The organism is Pseudomonas sp. FW305-20 (assembly GCF_058788075.1).
Map to the genome: position 1 here is coordinate 1 of NZ_JBYTAJ010000040.1, position 17,341 is coordinate 17,341.

Annotated in this window: 20 protein-coding genes; 11 read left to right on the plus strand and 9 right to left on the minus strand. The window is 60.2% G+C overall.

Annotated elements, in window-relative coordinates; all coding sequences use genetic code 11:
- Positions 1-88: 88 nt before the first annotated feature.
- Positions 89-733: a glutathione S-transferase N-terminal domain-containing protein gene (locus tag AC3WP4_RS24975; RefSeq protein WP_074874103.1), complete on the minus strand. Its 645-nt coding sequence runs from the start codon at positions 731-733 to the stop codon at positions 89-91.
- Positions 734-879: 146 nt separating this feature from the next.
- On the opposite strand from AC3WP4_RS24975, the gene AC3WP4_RS24980 reads away from it, so the two are divergent.
- Entirely contained in the window at positions 880-1,437 is a 558-nt protein-coding gene (locus AC3WP4_RS24980) for a cysteine hydrolase family protein (protein ID WP_074874105.1), read from the plus strand.
- A gap of 183 nt (positions 1,438-1,620) precedes the next feature.
- On the opposite strand, the gene AC3WP4_RS24985 is transcribed toward AC3WP4_RS24980, so the two are convergent.
- The 4 genes from AC3WP4_RS24985 to AC3WP4_RS25000 are packed head-to-tail and all read right to left on the minus strand — an operon-like array spanning position 1,621 to position 3,351.
- Positions 1,621-1,830, minus strand: a complete 210-nt coding sequence (locus AC3WP4_RS24985; RefSeq protein WP_007906737.1) for an SEC-C metal-binding domain-containing protein — start codon at positions 1,828-1,830, stop codon at positions 1,621-1,623.
- Positions 1,827-2,321, minus strand: coding sequence for an LEA/WHy family protein (locus AC3WP4_RS24990; RefSeq protein ID WP_102616291.1), 495 nt, complete (start codon positions 2,319-2,321; stop codon positions 1,827-1,829). Before AC3WP4_RS24990 ends, AC3WP4_RS24985 begins: the two co-directional genes overlap by 4 nt.
- A gap of 51 nt (positions 2,322-2,372) precedes the next feature.
- Entirely contained in the window at positions 2,373-2,849 is a 477-nt protein-coding gene (locus AC3WP4_RS24995; protein ID WP_074874108.1) for a YchJ family protein, read from the minus strand.
- Between the two features lie 4 nt (positions 2,850-2,853).
- Positions 2,854-3,351 carry a DUF6231 family protein gene (locus tag AC3WP4_RS25000; protein WP_074874110.1) on the minus strand — a complete coding sequence of 166 codons (498 nt, stop codon included), beginning with the start codon at positions 3,349-3,351 and terminating at the stop codon, positions 2,854-2,856.
- A 191-nt stretch (positions 3,352-3,542) separates the two neighbouring features.
- Between AC3WP4_RS25000 and AC3WP4_RS25005 the strand changes: the two genes are divergently transcribed.
- The 4 genes from AC3WP4_RS25005 to AC3WP4_RS25020 all read left to right on the plus strand — a co-directional run bounded on the left by AC3WP4_RS25005 (position 3,543) and on the right by AC3WP4_RS25020 (position 6,222).
- Positions 3,543-4,238: a PA1041 family peptidoglycan-binding anchor lipoprotein gene (locus AC3WP4_RS25005; RefSeq protein ID WP_074874112.1), complete on the plus strand. Its 696-nt coding sequence runs from the start codon at positions 3,543-3,545 to the stop codon at positions 4,236-4,238.
- 90 nt (positions 4,239-4,328) lie between these two features.
- A complete protein-coding gene (locus AC3WP4_RS25010) occupies positions 4,329-5,045 on the plus strand; it encodes a PA1041 family peptidoglycan-binding anchor lipoprotein (protein WP_102616292.1) in 717 nt (238 codons plus the stop codon).
- 147 nt (positions 5,046-5,192) lie between these two features.
- Positions 5,193-5,471, plus strand: a complete 279-nt coding sequence (locus tag AC3WP4_RS25015) for a DUF1145 domain-containing protein (protein ID WP_074874116.1) — start codon at positions 5,193-5,195, stop codon at positions 5,469-5,471.
- Entirely contained in the window at positions 5,464-6,222 is a 759-nt protein-coding gene (locus AC3WP4_RS25020) for a collagen-like triple helix repeat-containing protein (protein WP_076029973.1), read from the plus strand. The genes AC3WP4_RS25015 and AC3WP4_RS25020 overlap by 8 nt, the downstream gene beginning before the upstream one ends.
- 115 nt (positions 6,223-6,337) lie before the next feature.
- On the opposite strand, the gene AC3WP4_RS25025 is transcribed toward AC3WP4_RS25020, so the two are convergent.
- Positions 6,338-6,796 carry a CopD family protein gene (locus AC3WP4_RS25025; RefSeq protein WP_076029974.1) on the minus strand — a complete coding sequence of 153 codons (459 nt, stop codon included), beginning with the start codon at positions 6,794-6,796 and terminating at the stop codon, positions 6,338-6,340.
- Positions 6,797-6,895: 99 nt separating this feature from the next.
- Here AC3WP4_RS25025 and dinG point away from each other — a divergent pair, with 99 nt between their 5' ends.
- From dinG to pdxH, 5 genes are all read left to right on the plus strand, one after another.
- The gene (dinG, locus tag AC3WP4_RS25030) at positions 6,896-9,040 is read left to right on the plus strand and encodes an ATP-dependent DNA helicase DinG (RefSeq protein ID WP_074874121.1); all 2,145 of its coding nucleotides are present in this window, start codon (positions 6,896-6,898) and stop codon (positions 9,038-9,040) included.
- A gap of 95 nt (positions 9,041-9,135) precedes the next feature.
- Positions 9,136-11,658 carry a beta-galactosidase gene (locus AC3WP4_RS25035; RefSeq protein ID WP_102616293.1) on the plus strand — a complete coding sequence of 841 codons (2,523 nt, stop codon included), beginning with the start codon at positions 9,136-9,138 and terminating at the stop codon, positions 11,656-11,658.
- A 227-nt stretch (positions 11,659-11,885) separates the two neighbouring features.
- The gene (locus tag AC3WP4_RS25040; RefSeq protein WP_102616294.1) at positions 11,886-13,031 is read left to right on the plus strand and encodes a serine hydrolase domain-containing protein; all 1,146 of its coding nucleotides are present in this window, start codon (positions 11,886-11,888) and stop codon (positions 13,029-13,031) included.
- 113 nt (positions 13,032-13,144) lie between these two features.
- Positions 13,145-14,263, plus strand: a complete 1,119-nt coding sequence (locus AC3WP4_RS25045; RefSeq protein WP_074874127.1) for an OmpA family protein — start codon at positions 13,145-13,147, stop codon at positions 14,261-14,263.
- Positions 14,264-14,287: 24 nt separating this feature from the next.
- Complete coding sequence (gene pdxH / locus AC3WP4_RS25050; protein ID WP_102616295.1) at positions 14,288-14,935, plus strand: pyridoxamine 5'-phosphate oxidase; 648 nt, start codon at positions 14,288-14,290, stop codon at positions 14,933-14,935.
- 5 nt (positions 14,936-14,940) lie between these two features.
- On the opposite strand, the gene AC3WP4_RS25055 is transcribed toward pdxH, so the two are convergent.
- Entirely contained in the window at positions 14,941-15,177 is a 237-nt protein-coding gene (locus AC3WP4_RS25055; protein WP_102616296.1) for a hypothetical protein, read from the minus strand.
- A gap of 168 nt (positions 15,178-15,345) precedes the next feature.
- Here AC3WP4_RS25055 and AC3WP4_RS25060 point away from each other — a divergent pair, with 168 nt between their 5' ends.
- Positions 15,346-15,810 carry an outer membrane lipoprotein gene (locus AC3WP4_RS25060; RefSeq protein WP_074874131.1) on the plus strand — a complete coding sequence of 155 codons (465 nt, stop codon included), beginning with the start codon at positions 15,346-15,348 and terminating at the stop codon, positions 15,808-15,810.
- An 89-nt stretch (positions 15,811-15,899) separates the two neighbouring features.
- Here the strand turns inward: AC3WP4_RS25060 and AC3WP4_RS25065 are convergent, their stop codons facing one another.
- A complete protein-coding gene (locus AC3WP4_RS25065; protein ID WP_074874133.1) occupies positions 15,900-16,145 on the minus strand; it encodes a pyocin S6 family toxin immunity protein in 246 nt (81 codons plus the stop codon).
- Between the two features lie 17 nt (positions 16,146-16,162).
- Positions 16,163-17,335, minus strand: coding sequence for an S-type pyocin domain-containing protein (locus AC3WP4_RS25070; RefSeq protein ID WP_102616297.1), 1,173 nt, complete (start codon positions 17,333-17,335; stop codon positions 16,163-16,165).
- Between the last annotated feature and the right edge of the window lie 6 nt (positions 17,336-17,341).

Below are 17,341 nucleotides of genomic sequence, written 5' to 3' on the forward strand. Positions count from 1 at the left end.
CGGACGCTCCGCGTTCGGCTCTTGATGGGACGCGGAGCGTCCCGGGCTGCATTCCCACGCAGAGCGTGGGAACGATCTTCAATGAAGGTCAGGATTTAGGCGGGTTGATTTTGGCCACCAGGGCATACGCCTTCACCGTCGCCGGACGGCTCTGGATGTGGTTGAACCAGCGCAGCACGTTGGGGAAGTCTTCCAGGTTCTGGCTCTGCCACTTGTGGGAAACGATCCACGGGTAGATCGCCATGTCGGCAATGCTGTATTCGCTGCCGGCGACGAAGTCTTTATCGGCCAGTTGCTTGTCGAGTACCCCGTAGAGGCGGGCGGTTTCGTCGATGTAGCGCTTGATGGCGTAGGGGATTTTCTCCGGCGCGAATTGGCTGAAGTGATGATTCTGCCCGGCCATCGGCCCCAGGCCGCCCATTTGCCAGAACAACCATTGCAGCGCTTGCTGGCGCCCGCGCAAGTCTTTGGGCAGGAACTTGCCGGTTTTCTCTGCCAGGTACAGCAGAATCGCCCCGGACTCGAACAATGCCAACGGCTCACCGCCATCGGCCGGTTCGGGATCGACGATGGCTGGAATCTTGTTGTTCGGGGAAATTTTCAGGAATTGGGGTTTGAACTGGTCGTTCTGGCTGATGTTGATCGGGTGCACGTTGTAGGGCAGGCCGGCTTCTTCCAGGAATATCGAGATTTTGTGACCGTTGGGGGTGGTCCAGTAATACAGGTCGATCATGGAGTACTCCAAATCAAAAGATGTCGTTACTTGCGCACAGCAAACGCCGGCATCAGGTCGTCCCGTTTGCGTTCGATAGCTTGCCTGTAGCAACAGGTGATGCTGAAGTGCGGGAAATTCAATGACCCCGCATGAGAAAAACCGGCATGGAGCTCAAAACCAACGCGGCGCTGATCATCATCGATCAACAAAAAGGCATCCTGCATCCCAGGCTCGGTCGCCGAAACAATCTTCAGGCGGAGCAGCGAATCCTCGATTTGCTAGGGCATTGGCGTCGAACCGGGCGACCGGTGATTCATGTGCAGCACGTGTCCCGGTCGCCGGAATCAGTGTTCTGGCCGCAGCAATCGGGGGTGGAATTTCAGGAACGGTTCCAGCCACAGACCGGTGAGCAGCTTATTCAAAAGCAGGTGCCGGATGCGTTTTGTGCGACGGGGCTCGAGACGAGTTTGCGAACGGCGGGGATCGATCAGTTGGTCATTGTCGGCGTGGCGACCAACAACTCGGTGGAGTCCACGGCGCGAACGGCCGGGAACCTGGGGTTTGATACGTGGGTGGCGGAGGATGCGTGTTTTACCTTCGACAAGGCTGACTACTTCGGTAACGCCCATTCAGCCGAGGAAGTGCATGCGATGTCGTTGGGCAATTTGCACGGGGAGTATGCGACGGTCGTGAGTACCGCACATATTTTGCAGCCTGGCTGAAATCCCTGGGGGAGCGAGCCTGCTCGCGAAAGCGGTGTAACTGACACATTGATGGTGGATGTGCCGCAGTCATCGCGAGCAGGCTCGCTCCCACATGGGTTCTATGAACGACGTAGATCCTTGGGGGAGCGGGCTTGCTCGCGAAGGCGATTCAACAGGCGAAGAAAATCTTCGCCCGAAGCATCAAGCGCCGTGGCACTTCTTGAATTTCTTGCCGTTGCCGCAAGGGCATGGGTCGTTGCGGCCGACGTCTTTCAGGGCATTGCGCACCGGTTCCTGGTGAGCGTGGCCGCAGTTCGGGCCGTGGACATGGCCATGGTCGTGATCATGGTGGTCGTGATGGTCATGATCGTGGTTGCAGTCAGGGCCATGGACATGGGGTTGCTGGGTCATCGGTTTTGCTCCGGAATTAAATCGGCGGGGATTATCACGCCATTGCGCGCCAGGTGCACGTAGTGCGCGATGAATAAACCGGTTTCCAGTTCACCTTCCAGACGATAGGGAATGGGCTGGTCGGGTTTTTTCAGCAGTTTCACCAGGTCCCGCACCTTGGGCCACAGGTTGGTGCGGATCGGTACTTTAAAGTAGGCACTGCGTTTGGGGCCGACAGTGAACCAGTGTTCGTGCTCGCCTTCGGTCAGCAGCATGTCGCCCAAGTGAATGCGGTACTCGATGCCTCGCACCGTCAGATCGCTGTCGTTGGGGTTGTCGACACGAAAGTGCAGCAAGAATTTTTGCTGCATCAATTTCGCCTGGATCACTTCGACCTTGGCCAGATGCACCTGCGGTTCGGGTTCATCGTTACCGAACCAGGACGCACAGCCGCCGAGCTCCAGAAACAGGAGCAGGGTGAGCATCTGTAGGACGCGCCGCTGGGTGGTCATGGTAATTCTTCTCCCTTGAACCCCAGTCTAGCTTTTGATCGTTACCTCAACTCAACTGCTGAAAAAACCCGCACAACACTTCTTGAATTTCTGTCCGCTGGCGCAAGGGCACGCATCATTGCGTCCGGCCTTGAGTTGCACGGTGGGATCGATGAAATACCAGCGGCCGGCGTTCTGTACGAACGACGAGCGTTCGCGGTGGCTGTGCTCACCGCTGCCGTCGTGCCAGCGCGCGGTAAAGGTCACGAAGGCATGTTCCGGCTGACCGCCCAAGACCTCGGAGCTTTCCACTTCAAGGCCCAGCCAGGTGCTTTGGGCGCTCCAGTCGCTGATGGATTGTCGATCCAGGCCCGCCTGTTGAGCGGGCAGGGTAGTCGCCACCAGATAATCGATCAGCCCCAGTACGTAGGCGCTGTAGCGCGAACGCATCAAGGCTTCGGCACACGGCGCCGGATGACCGGCATGGTAATGACCGCAGCAGGCATCGAGCGGGGTGCCGCTACCGCAGGGGCAAATGGATGTACTCATTGCGTTACCACCAATATTTCCCGAAGTTTTCCGGATTGGCCCAGAACCGTGAGTTAAGCCAGTCGGGGACTTGTTTATAGTCAAGCAGATCATAGGTAAACAGGGTCAGCACTTGCTCGTCGCGCTGGAAGCGTTCGCTGGCTTGCAGCGCCAGGGAGAAAAAATCGGTCTCCTGCCAGCCGCTGGCCGGCAAGTCCGCCAGCACCGCGATGCGGCTGGCGTTGAGGTTGCGGATCCCGCCAAGCAGGTTCAGGCCATCGCGTTTGGGCAAGTGTTCGAGACAATCGACCACCAGCGCCAGGTCAAACCGGCGCGCCGCCAGTTCAGCAGGCAACGGGCCAGGTGCCGCATGGGCCACACAACTGTCCGGGTGTGCCAGTTTGAAGGCCTCTAGTGCGGGGAATTCGCTGGCGCCAATCAGCAACAGGCGCGCGGGGGCGTAACGATCAAGCAAAGCGGCCAACGCCTGCTGGGGCGTGCGCGAAGAAATACCTGCAATCATCGAAAATCCTCAATCAGAGCTGCCAAGACTAGCCTGCTCAAAGAGCCGGGCCTAGAGCTGGTTTGGCGTAAAAGCGTCGATCTACCGTGAACACGGGGCAAAACGGGAATGGCCTATTGCTGGCGGAGATTAAAACTCGGGTCTTTACTACCTGAATCGGTTCTAAGCCGATCCCCTCAGGAGAAAACTAGATGAGCATAGTTCGCACAGCATTACCCTTGGTTCTGCTAACCAGTGTGTTGACTGGTTGTGCAGGTTTGCAGAAAACCGACTGGCCGACCTGTGCGGCGGTCGGTGGTGTCGTGGGTGCAGGTCTCGGCGCGACCGAGAGCTCGGCATGGGCGGGGTATGGCGCGCTGCTCGTCGGCGGCACGGCTGCGGCCTATTGCTGGGTTCACGGTGATGGCGACGAAGACGGCGACGGCGTACCGGACAGCCGCGACAAGTGCCCGGGAACACCTAAAGGCGTGCGGGTCGATGCCGACGGTTGCCCTCCACCGGTGCCTGCGCCAGTGGTCGAAGAAACCGCCGTGGTTAAAGAAGAAGTCATCGTCATTCGCGATGTTCACTTCGAGTTTGACAAGGCCAAACTGACCTCTGCCGACAAAGTGGTCCTCGATAAAATCGCCACTCGCTTGAAAGCGGAAGCGCCTGACGCTCGACTGACTGTAACCGGTCACACCGACAGCGTGGGCAGCGATGCCTATAACCAGAAACTGTCGGATCGTCGCGCGCACTCGGTCGTTGAATACCTGATTACCCAAGGTGTGCCACGCAGCAGCTTCGTCTCTGTCACCGGTGCCGGGGAAAGCCAGCCGGTTGCCGATAACAAAACCGCTGACGGCCGCTCGATGAACCGTCGCACGGAAATCCAAATCAACCGCTAAACCCCTTATGCTCCGCGGCTTGTGCAGTCGCGGATGCGGGTCTTTACTCCTGTGTGACCGGCATTGGCCGGTAACACAGGAGCTTTCACCATGAGTGTTCTTACACGGACCGTCTTGCCGGTTGTGCTGCTGGGCAGCCTGTTGACCGGTTGCGCTACTCACAGCGATGGCACCGCCCCCCTCAATCAACGAACCTGGCCAATCTGCAGCGTTATCGGCGGTCTGGCCGGTGGCGGTCTGGGCGCTCTGCAAAGTAGCGCTTGGGCGGCCGGTGGGGCGGCGCTTGGTATCTTGACCGGTGGCTTGATATGTTACGCCCAGGACGGCGACGAAGACGACGATGGGGTTTTCGATCGACGCGATCGCTGTCCTGATACGCCGGCCAATACCCCCGTGGAACATCATGGTTGCCCATTGCCGCAGTACCCGGTCAGCGTGACACCCGAACCTGTGCAATCGGAGGTCATCACCCTGAGCGACGCGGACGACGTACTGTTTGCTTTCAACCAATCCGAACTGACGCCAGCCGCGCAGAGCAAGCTGGATTCGTTGATGCCCAAACTGCAAAGCGCCGAGGTGATGAGCATCAAGGTGATCGGACATACCGACAGCGTCGGCTCGGACACCTATAACCAGGCGCTGTCGGAACGTCGCGCCAGTAGCGTGGCGGCCTACCTGTTGAGCCAGGGCCTGACGCCGAACAAGCTCACCAGCGAGGGCAAGGGCCAAAGTCAGCCGGTGGCCGATAACGAAACAGAAGAAGGGCGAGCGAAAAACCGTCGGGTGGAACTGCACGTCAATCGCTGAGCCCCGTGATAGAGCCGTCGGGTGACAAATAAGGTCGCTCCGGCGGCCATTCGGCAGCCTTCATGAAGAATTTTCCGTTGCCCTCTGGCTTATCCCGCGTGGAAGCCGGTACTGTGCGTCAAAGAATAATTCTCAACGGGGGAGCGTATGAACGTGTTTTGGGGGCTGGGGAAGTTGTTGACCCTGCTTTTCTGGCTGGTGGTGTTGACCAATCAGCTCATGCCGTTTGTCAATCCTCTGCATCTGCTGGTCAATCTGGCTGGCGGCCTGCTGGCCTGCCTTCATCTTCTTGAGGCAGTGTTCTGTTTCCGTAGCCTCAGAGGTCGTGCTCATCCTTGGCGAGATCGCCTGAAGATCCTGTTTTTCGGCGTTTTCCACCTGCAAACCATCCCGGCTCCGACCGCGTCTAAGGCTTCCCATGCGTAAACTCTGTTTGCTCGCTGCACTCATCAGCCCGTTGGCCTGCGCCCAGGTGGTGAGCGTCGAAACCAACTCGCTGATGCGTTTGCCCAACACCGCCAGCACCTTGCAACTGGAACGCCTGGAAGTGGCCGACTACGGCACGTTGTTGATTCCCTCGAATGTGACCGAGGTATCCGTCGGTGAATTGCGTCTGGGGCGTGAAGCGCGGATCGCCATCGTCCCCGGCGAACAGCCGCTTGAGCTGAAGGTCAGTCGAGCGCAGTTGTCGGAAGGCAGCCAGATCACGGCTCGCGGCGCGCCGGGGACTTACCTCAAGGCCGCCCGCTCCGGGCGTAACCTGAACTTGCAGATCAAGTCACTGAGTGCGCCGCAACTGTTGGTAGACGCTCGCGGCGGCGCGGGCGCGCCGGGTTTCGTCGGTCTCGATGGGGCCAACGGCCAGGCGCCGGGTTGTACCTGGGGTCAGGCCGGTCGTGGTGCCGATGGCAGTGACGGGAGTGACGGCCAGCCAGGCGCGCCGGGTGCACTGGTTCGCCTGGAAGTGCCGCGCGATTACCCGGCGGAACTGATCAAGGTCCAGGTGGCCGGCGGTGACGGTGGCGTGGCCGGGCCTGGCGGTAAGCCGGGTGCGGGTGGCAAGGCCAAGGGCTGCTTTGTTTACAAGGCCGATGGCGGAAAAAATGGTCGTCCTGGCGCTGATGGTCAGCCGGGGCCTGCCGGAGCGGAGGGGGCGGTGACCGTGCAGCGGTTGTAAAAGCGACCGAGTTTTGATTGTTCCCACGCTCTGCGTGGGAATACAGCCCGTGACGCTCCGCGTCACTGGACGCGGAGCGTCCCTTGAGGCATTCCCACGCAGAGCGTGGGAACGATCACGGCCGTGCCGCAGCAATCGCCACCAGCACCAACCCGACAAGCAGATTAATCCCCACCAACTTGCGAATTTTCCCAAGCGTCGCCGCGCCGGTCGGCCAGTCCTGCGCCGCCACTGCCGTGCGCAACTCTGGCAATAACAAGGCCTGAATCCGGATAAACAGCGCCGTCATCACCACGTACAACCCCATCATCACCTGCACATACCGCGGCGCCGCTTCAAAACCGCTGTACTGCAAATGAATCATGCCCACACCGCTGATCGGCAAAAGCACCACCGCAACCCAGACCCAGCGGAAAAAGCCTTGAAACACTTCTACCCACAGCTTCAGTCGGGCAGGGCCTTCAAGTGCCTTCATCGCCGCGGGCCGCAAGACCATCCACGCGAAAAACATGCCGCCGACCCAGACCAGGGCTGACAGGACATGCAGGGTGTAAACGATGCCAAAAGGTGTCATTGAGGTACTCCGTTCTGCGCGGGATTAATTAGCGCGGTATGATAGCCGCCGAACCGAACCACTGAAAATTTATCCAGCGTTTTTTGCGCCCGACAATCCATGATCAGCACTGAACTCAAAACCACGATCCAGGGCGCCTACTCGCGTTTTCTCGAAGCCAAGAGCCTCAAGCCGCGCTACGGCCAACGCCTGATGATCGCCGAAATTGCCAAGGTCCTCGGTGACATCGACACCGATGACGAAGGCCGGCGCAGTGGCGACCCTGCGATTGTCGCGGTGGAAGCCGGCACCGGCACCGGCAAAACCGTGGCCTACAGCCTGGCCGCCATCCCCACGGCCAAGGCTGCGGGCAAACGCCTGGTGATCGCCACGGCCACCGTGGCCCTGCAAGAGCAGATCGTCTACAAGGATTTGCCCGACCTGATGCGCAACAGCGGGCTGAGTTTCAGCTTCGCCCTGGCCAAGGGACGCGGGCGCTACATGTGCCTGTCCAAGCTCGACATGTTGCTCCAGGAAGGTCACGCACAAACCGCCACGGCGCAGCTGTTTGAAGAAGAAGGCTTCAAGATCGAGGTCGACGAAGCCAGTCAGAAGCTGTTCACCAGCATGATCGAGAAACTCGCCGGCAATAAGTGGGACGGCGACCGCGACAGTTGGTCCACCGCCCTGGAAGATGCCGACTGGGCGCGCCTGACCACCGATCACAGCCAGTGCACCAATCGCCATTGCCCGAACTTCGGCCAGTGCGCCTTCTACAAGGCCCGCGAAGGCATGGGCAAGGTCGATGTGATCGTCACCAACCACGACATGGTCCTGGCCGACCTGGCACTGGGCGGCGGCGCCGTGTTGCCGGACCCGCGCGACACCATCTACGTGTTCGACGAAGGCCATCACCTGCCGGACAAGGCCATCGGCCATTTCGCCCATTACACGCGCCTGCGTTCCACCGCCGACTGGTTGGAAACCACCGCCAAGAACCTCACCAAATTGCTGGCCCAGCATCCGCTGCCGGGCGACCTGGGCAAGTTGATCGAACAAGTGCCGGAACTCGCGCGGGAGATCAAGACCCAGCAGCAATTCATGTTCAGCGCCTGCGAGCAGGTCGCCGATTTCAAACCGGGCGAAGACGTCGAAGGCCGTGAGCGGCCGCGTCATCGCTTCGTCGGCGGGGTGATTCCCGAGCACATGCGCGAAATGGGCGTCGAGCTTAAGAAGGGTTTCGCCCGTCTGACCGATCTGTTTACCCGTCTCACCGAACTGCTCAAGGAAGGCATGGATGGCGAGGTCAATATCGGCATCGCCAGCAACCAGGCAGAGGAGTGGTACCCGCTGTTCGGCAGCCTGTTGTCGCGTTCTTCGGGCAACTGGGAGTTGTGGGTCGCGTTCACCGCTGAAGACCCGGAAGACAACCCGCCGATGGCCCGCTGGCTGACCCTGGCCGAAAGCGGCTCGCTGTTCGACATCGAGGTCAACGCCAGCCCGATCCTCGCGGCGGAAATGCTCCGTCGCAACTTGTGGAACGTGGCTTACGGCGCTCTGGTGACCTCCGCGACATTGACCGCGCTCGGCACCTTCGATCGCTTCCGCATGCGCGCCGGCCTGCCGAAAAAAGCCGTGACCGCAGTGGTTCCAAGCCCGTTTCATCACGCCGACGCTGGCGTGTTGCGGGTGCCGGACCTGAAGGCCGATCCGCGTGATGCGCCGGCCCACACCGCAGCGATCATCCGCGACTTGCCGGCCTTGGTGGAAGGTTCGCGCGGCACCCTGGTGCTGTTCTCCTCGCGCAAACAGATGCAGGACGTGTTCGACGGCCTCGACCGCGACTGGCGCAAGCAAGTGTTCATTCAAGGCAACCTGTCGAAACAGGAAACCCTGAACAAGCACAAGGCGCGGGTCGATGGCGGCGATTCCAGTGTGTTGTTCGGCCTGGCGAGTTTCGCCGAAGGGGTCGATTTGCCCGGTGCGTACTGCGAGCACGTGGTGATCGCGAAGATTCCATTTTCGGTGCCCGATGATCCGGTCGAAGCGGCCCTGGCCGAATGGATCGAGGCTCGGGGTGGCAATCCGTTCATGGAAATCTCCGTGCCGGATGCTTCGCTGAAGCTGGTCCAGGCCTGCGGTCGCTTGCTGCGCACCGAAGAAGATCGCGGCACCATCACCTTGCTCGATCGACGCTTGGTCACCCAGCGTTATGGCAAGGCAATCCTCAATGCGTTGCCTCCCTTCCGGCGTGAAATTTCCTGATACACCGGTGGGCAAATGTGCCCACCGCGTTGTCTATCTCTCTGCCATCGCTTTTCCACTGGCCCATTTGGGTCGTTAGGGAGAATTTCGTTCTCATGATTCGCCGTTCGCTGCGCCATTCGTTACCTGCCGTTTTCGCTCTGATGTTCGCGGCCCCATTGCTGGCGGCTCCTGCCGGCCAACAGACGCTGTTCAACTTTGTGCGCCCCGCCGATGTGGTCCAGGTGGCGACTCAGGACGCCAGCCTGCCGCAATCCAACGCCGAGCAAACGGCCGAAGGCGAAGTGCTGCGTCGGGTGACGTTCAACCCTGCGGCACAACCGACCTTGCGTCTGACCCCACAGACGGGCGCCTGGGACTGGTCGCAGTCGGGCTTCATGAGTTTGCGGATTCAGAGCGCAATGAATTGGGCTGTGACCCTGTATGTGAAAATCCAGAGCAACGACGGCAAGACGCTGATCAGCCGCGTCGATTTGCCGGCCGGCCCTGCGCAAACCCTATTGGTGCCGCTAACGCCCTTTACGCCATTGAGCCTGGGCCTGAAAGCCGGCCCGCCGATGCCGATGATGTTCAATGGCCAACGTGTATTGCTGGCCAGCAGCGCCGGTGAGCTGGAGCGCAGCCAGGTGGTGTCGGTGACCTTGTCGATGGATCAGCCGAAAGTCGCCCAGAGCATCTTGCTGGAACGCTTTGGCGTGCAGGACGGCGATGCGGTTACCCAAGCGGCTTTTGGCGGCCTGGTAGACGCTTACGGCCAGTCGACCCGAGCCAAATGGCCAGAGAAAGTCAGCAGCGACGAGCAACTGAAAAGCGCCGCCGCCAAGGAACAGCAGCAACTGAAAACCTGGCTGGCCGAGCGCGAGAAGTCGTCCCTGGACAAGTTTGGCGGCTGGACCAAAGGCCCGGCATTTAAGGCCAGCGGTTTTTTCCGTACCGAAAAACGCGACGGTCGCTGGTACCTGGTGACCCCGGAAGGCCATCCGTTCTATTCGCTCGGCGTCAACACCGTCACCCCGGATGTCAACCAGACCTACGTCGCCGGCCGCGAGTGGATGTTTGAATCGCTGCCCAAACCCGACGAGCCGCTGGCCAGCCACTATGGCGAAGGCGATAACCGCGGTGGCAACGGCGTCGATAAGGGCCGTGGCTACAATGCCGGTCGCTGGTACGACTTCTATGGCGCCAACTTGCAGCGTTTGTATGGCTCGCCATGTGTGGTGACCAGCGACACCAAGGCCGGTGTCGCCGAAGCAGCCAAGGCTGACGCGGTTGCGGCTACGGTAGAGAAGGCTGCCGAGCAACCGGTCGTTCCTGCGACGGCCGAAGCTGGTGTTGCCGAAGCCGCCAAAACCGGCGCCGCTGACGCGACTGCGGCGAAAGCCGCTGAGCAAACACCTGCCGAACCCTGCAAAGCGGTGGTTGATGAACAGCGCTGGGCCAGCCACACCCTGGATCGCCTGCAAGCCTGGGGCTTCAACACTATCGGCAACTGGAGCGCCCCGGTGCTGGCCAACGCTGATCGCCTGCCGTACACCTTGCCGCTGTCGATCGTCGGCGATTACGCCAGCATCAGCACCGGCACTGACTGGTGGGGCGGCATGCCCGACCCGTTTGACCCGCGTTTCGCCATGGCTACCGAACGTGCCGTGGCCATCGCCGCGCGGGACCATCGCGACGATCCTTGGCTGATCGGCTACTTCGCCGATAACGAACTGGCCTGGGCCGGTCCCGGCGATGACCCGAAAGCCCGTTACGCCTTGGTCTACGGCACCTTGAAGATGACCACCGACGTGCCGGCCAAACGCGCGTTCCTCAAGCAATTGCGGGATAAGTACCGCAATCAGGCGGGTCTTTCAAAAGCGTGGGGCATTGATTTGCCGGCATGGGAATTGATGGAAGACCCGGGCTTCGTGCCGCCGCTGCCAAGCGCCGAATTTCCGGAAATCGAGGCAGACTTCAAATACTTCCAGAAGGTCTTCGCCGACACGTACTTCAAGACCCTCTCCGATTCGCTCAAGTGGCACGCGCCGAACCAGCTGTTGCTGGGCGGCCGCTTCGCCAACAGCACCCCGGAAGCGGTTGAGTCCTGTGCGAAGTATTGCGACGTATTGAGTTTCAACATGTACACCCTGCAACCGCAGGACAGTTACGACTTCGCCATACTGCGCAGCCTGGACAAACCGGTGCTGGTCACCGAGTTCAACTTCGGCTCCGCGGATCGCGGCCCGTTCTGGGGCGGCGTGACGCAATTGGCCAAGGAAGAAGACCGTGGGCCCGCTTACGCCAACTTCCTCAAACAGGCGATGAGCGAGCCGTCGATCGTCGGCGTGCACTGGTTCCAATACCTTGATCAACCGGTTACCGGTCGTCTGCTGGATGGCGAGAACGGGCACTTCGGGCTGGTGGGCATTACCGATCTGCCGTTCCAGGGCTTCGTCGATAGCGTGCGCAAGAGCAATTGGCAGACCGTCGATCAGCTCGGTAAAGAAGCCGAGAAGGCCAAGGCTGAGGCGGATAAAGCCGATCAAGAAGCTGAGGGCGGCAGAAAAGGCGATGCTGGCAAAGGTGCAGGGCAGGGCGCTGGCCATGTGGGTGGGCATTCCGGCAATGGCCACTGAGTCCTGTTAAACCGCGTTATCGTTCTTCGCGAGCAGGCTCACGCCCACAATGGTCCAGCGTGAACCCTGTGGGAGTGAGCCTGCTCGCGATGGCGCCCGCCAAGGCACCATAAATTTCTGATCCAATCCATGGGCAACCGACCGCCCGGCCCGCAACTGTTCCCAAAACCCTCCAGGGCTGGAACAATGCGGGCACTTTGTAGAGCTTTATATCCGGGGAGTTGCGGGTGCAGATTCAGGGTTTTTACGAGCTGAAGTTCGAAGCGGTGCGTGAGGCTTTCGCGGCGCTGTTCGACGATTCTCAGGAACGCGGTGCAGCGTTGTGCATCAAGATCGGCGGTGAAACCGTGGTCGACCTTTGGGCCGGTAGCGCTGACAAGGATGGCACCGAAGCCTGGCACAGCGACACCATCGCCAATCTGTTCTCCTGCACCAAGACCTTTACCGCGGTCACCGCCCTGCAACTGGTGGCCGAAGGCAAGCTGCAACTGGATGCACCGGTTGCCCGCTACTGGCCCGAGTTCGCCGCCGCCGGCAAAGAGTCCGTGACCCTGCGTCAATTACTCTGCCATCAGGCCGGTCTGCCGGCGCTGCGTGAGCTGTTGGCCCCGGAAGCCCTTTACGACTGGCAGACCATGGTTGACGCCCTGGCCGCTGAAGAACCGTGGTGGACGCCAGGGAGCGGTCACGGTTACGCCGCGATCACCTACGGCTGGCTGGTCGGTGAGTTGCTGCGTCGTGCCGACGGTCGTGGGCCGGGTGAGGCCATCGTGGCGCGGGTTGCAAAGCCTTTGGGCCTGGATTTCCACGTCGGCCTGGCGGACCAGGAGTTCCACCGCGTGGCGCACATTGCTCGAGGCAAAGGCAATGTCGGCGATGCCGCCGCCCAGCGCTTGCTCCAAGTGACCATGCGCGAGCCGACGGCCATGACCACGAGGGCGTTCACTAACCCGCCGTCGATCATGACCAGCACCAACAAACCCGAGTGGCGACGCATGCAGCAACCGGCCGCCAATGGCCACGGCAATGCCCGCAGCCTGGCCGGGTTCTATGCCGGTCTGCTCGATGGCAGTTTGCTGGAAAGCGAAATGCTCGAGGAACTGACGCGCGAGCACAGCCGCGGCGAGGACAAGACGTTACTGACCCGGACCCGTTTCGGCCTGGGTTGCATGCTCGATCAACCGGACGTCCCCAACGCCACCTACGGCCTCGGCCCTCGTGCGTTCGGTCATCCGGGGGCGGGCGGTTCCACCGGTTTTGCCGACCCGGAACACGATGTGGCCTTCGGCTTTGTGACAAATACCCTGGGACCGTACGTCTTGATGGATCCGCGCGCGCAAACGCTCGTGCGGGCCCTGGCCACTTGTCTGTAAAACGCGCTCAGGGGTTCCAGGGCCGGAACCCCAAGGCCTTTATGGTTTCCAAGCGTCTGTTTATCCGGGTCAACCCGGCCTGATTTTTCATTACTTCATTTTGTGGATATCCAATGTCATCCAATAAAACTCTCGCTTTGGCCCTGTGCTTCGCAATTACCGGTTGCGCACAAACTCCACAAAATGACTCGGATGGCAGCAGCTGGTGGCCGTTCGGTTCTTCCGACAAAGTCGCGGCTAAAGGCCCGGCTCCGACCCCAGCCCCGGCACCTTTGAAACCTGCCGCGACCGCTCCGGTTGCCAAGGCTGAAAGCTCCAGCCCTTGGTACTGGCCGTTCGGTTCCGATGAGGTTCTCGACAAGAAGCCAGAGGTGAAAGCTGAAGCCAAACCTGAAGTTAAACCAGTCGAGGTGGCCAAGACTAAGGCTGAGGCCGAAGCCGGTGGCAACTGGTGGTGGCCGTTCGGTGGTAAAGAGCAAAGCACTACTGCCAAAGTCGTGCCGATGCCTGATCCTAAAGTCACCCAGGCCTGGCTCGACGACTATGAACCGCGCCTGCGCGAAGCGATCAAGGGCAGCCACCTGCAACTTGAGCGCCGTGAAAACGTGCTGGTAGTCTCCGCGCCGGTAGACGGCTCGTTCAACCCTGACCGTCCGGCCATGCTGCTGCCGGTGACCCTCGGCCCGTTCACTCGCGTCGCGAAAATCCTCGAAGTCGATCCAAAGACTGCCGTGCTGGTACTCGGCCACAGTGATACGTCGGGCGCCGCACCGGCCAACGTGAAACTGAGTCAGGAGCGTGCCCAGTCCGTGGCAGCGATTTTCCGCCTCAGCGGTCTGCAGCGTGATCGCCTGATGCTGCGCGGCATGGGTGGCGAAGCCCCGCGTGCTGCTAACGACAGCAATGAAGGTCGTGCCTTGAACCGTCGCGTCGAACTGCTGGTGACCCCGCAAAACACCATGGTCGCGTTGCTGAGCAAGTACAACATGCCGGCCCCGGCGCCAGTGAAGCTGGTCGCTGCCCAGGACGTCAAGCCAGTGGTCAAACCGGTCACCCCTGCGCCAGCCGCGAAGAAAGCCGCTGTGCCTGCTGCAAAAAAAGCCCCGGCCAAGAAAGCCGCCGCCAAGAAGGCACCGGCTAAAACTGCAACGCCAGCGAAGAAGACTGCCCCGGCCAAAGCCGCTGCCGACACGAAAAAAGTCGCCGACGCCACCGATACTGTTAAAAAGTGATTCGTTAACCAAAAGGAATGCGCCATGACCCAGGGCCTGGCTGATATGCGTCGCGATTACACCCGTGATGGCCTGACCGAGGCGCAAGCCCCGGCCGAGCCATTCGCGCTGTTCCATCAGTGGTTTGCCGACGCGGTGAAAACCGAACAGGCGCCGGTGGAAGCCAACGCCATGACCCTGGCCACCGTCGATCAGGACGGTCGGCCGCATTGCCGCATTCTGCTGCTCAAGGGGCTGGACGAGCAGGGTTTCACCTTCTTCACCAACTACGACAGCGCCAAGGGCCAGCACCTGGCCGCGAACCCGTACGCGGCCATGACCTTCTTCTGGCCGGCCCTGGAGCGTCAGGTGCGCATCGAAGGGCGGGTGGTGAAGGTTACGCCTGAAGAGTCCGACGCCTACTTTCAGGTTCGGCCGCTGGGCAGTCGTCTCGGCGCCTGGGCTTCGCCCCAGAGCCGGGTGATCGCCGACCGTGCCGAGCTGGAAGCGCTGCTCAAGAACACCGAGCAACGTTTCAGCGACACGCAACCTCATTGCCCTGAGCACTGGGGTGGTTACCGTTTGTTACCGGAGCGCATCGAGTTCTGGCAAGGCCGTCCGAGCCGCCTGCACGATCGCCTCAACTACCGCGTTCAGGGCGCCGACTGGATTCTTGAACGTCTGGCACCTTAAGCCGTCTACCGATCGGGATACTCTGCCGCAGCGGCTTCAAGCCACTGTGGCAGGTCTCGGCGCTTGATCTTCTGCGCTTGAGCGTTCGCCAGTTGCTGGAGCATGAACGCCTTTTTCTGCTCGTCCTTACCCGCCAGTGCCAACGCCAGATCGCGGTCCATCCAGCGTTTGATCCGCACGTATAGCCACCAGTGGAAATACAAACCGGCAACGGTAGTGACGACAATGATGAAGTAATCCATGACAATCCTTGGGGCAGCGGCGCAGCTACCGGAATTTGCCGCTACTGTGTGGTGAGTTCGTGGAAGTGCCTGTACCGGGCCTGAATCAAACCAAAATTATCCGGGCGAGGCCGTGACAGGCGTCAAGCTGCGGAGTTTAATGAATACCTGTCCTTTGGAGTTGATGCTATGCGTAAGTCTGTTCTGCTGGTTGCTTCCTTTTCCACGATGGCGATGTTGCTCACTGGCTGCCAATCGAGCCTGACCGGTGACTCCTACTCCCGTGACGAAGCGCGTCGCGTGCAGACCGTTCGCATGGGCACCATCGAATCCCTGCGGCCGGTCAAAATCGAAGGCACCAAAACCCCGATCGGCGGCGCGGCTGGTGCCGTCGTGGGCGGTGTCGGCGGCAGCGCTATCGGTGGCGGTCGTGGCAGCATCGTTGCTGCGGTTATCGGTGCCGTCGCTGGCGGCCTGATCGGCTCGGCCACAGAAGAAGGCCTGACTCGCGCCCAAGGCGTGGAAATCACCGTTCGCGAAGACGACGGCAGCATGCGCGCCTACGTGCAACAGGTTCAGGAAAATGAAGTGTTCCGTGTTGGCGAGCGGGTGCGGATTGCTACTGTAGATGGGACTAGCCGCGTTTCCCACTAAGCGGGAATACGGGTAAAAGAAAACCCCGATCAGGTGACTGGTCGGGGTTTTTTGTGTCTGTGGCTTTCAGTTTTGTCTGATCCGAAACGTTAGTCTTGGCAGAGCCCCATGTAGTACACCAAGTTGGCTCTGAAGGGGTTGCCAACAAGTTCCATAATCGCACTGGCTTGATTGGGAGATAACACATGCTCGCCCATGGGCACATCCTTCAAAGTTTTCCAGCCCATGACATTAAGCACTGCCGCCTCTAAGGCTTGCGGGACATCCATTTCATACTGCAATGAATTGTCAGGATTTGGCTCGGGGAAAAATCCAGAGAGAGCTATAAATATCATTCTTGAATTCTCGATCGCTATTTTGTTGTAGTACGTCTTTCAGGCCTTACTTTTCCGGTCTGTTCACCTGTTTTTGCATCAAACTCTCCTAAGTGATCTCCCGCCCAGTTGTACACTTCGACGGCGCCATGTTGGTAATCCCATTCATAAATGCGCTTCTTACTTTCCCAGCGTTTTCGATTCCCTTTAGTCTGAACAGGGAAGGCATCGGGGAACGCTGGCAGAAATTTTGGCGGAGGATGATAGCTGTGGTCACCACTGATAGGTCTTGCCACCACCACGTATAACGGCTGCACACCAGAGTTCGCCGGAAACACAAGAATGAAATCCTTGTACTCAGGCGGATAAACCGGGTTCACGATGATGCTATCCGCCGCTTTCGTCGGCGGATAAACCCAAATATGCGGCGCTTGCGGCGCAGCCTCCAGCGCTGGAATACCGAGGATGTCTGAACCATCTACAGCCGGTGTCCAGATCAGCTCGATACCATCTCCCAGATCCGCCACCTGCTGACTCCCGCGCAAGCTGAACTGCACGACATCGACCATTTCCCAATCACGGTTCTTGCCGGTGTAGAAACCGTATCCCTTGAGACTGCCGTCAGCCTGTTGCTCGACCCTTAGCCGAACACGAGTTCGAGCCTGTTTCAGGGCGCGTAACTGACCTTCGGTATAGAGCGCGCTGTCGCCGAGGCTCGGCGTCCAGAAGAACGCGACCAGGCCGGCCAATAGGGTGGTTCCAGCAGTACCGAGTGCTGCGGTGGGAGCAGCGATAGCCGGGGCGCGAAGAGCCATGCGGCCGATACCAAGCGAGACGGTACTGCCGCTGATGGTTTGAAGATTGAGCAGCCCGGCATCGTCTGCCTCGCGAGCCCCGAGCCAGGCGACTTCTCCGTAGTCCTTGAGGCTGTCGGTGGGCACCATTCCCGAAGGATTCGAGTAGTCGATGATGGCGTCCGGCAGATTGCAGGACTTGGCGAAGACACACCCCGCACGAACGGTTTCCTGCTTTTTCGCCACGACCTCACGACTCCGTTCGAAGGCGTCTTGTCTCGCGAGCATGGCGTCGTAAGCGTTTTGTCGGGCCTCCCGCGCGGCCAGTTCGGTAGCCGTCATAAAGCGGTAAGTGATGTGATGACCGTCGCCTGACGGAGGGTTCTTGACCCGGGGAATGTCCTTGTTACCAGCCACTGATCG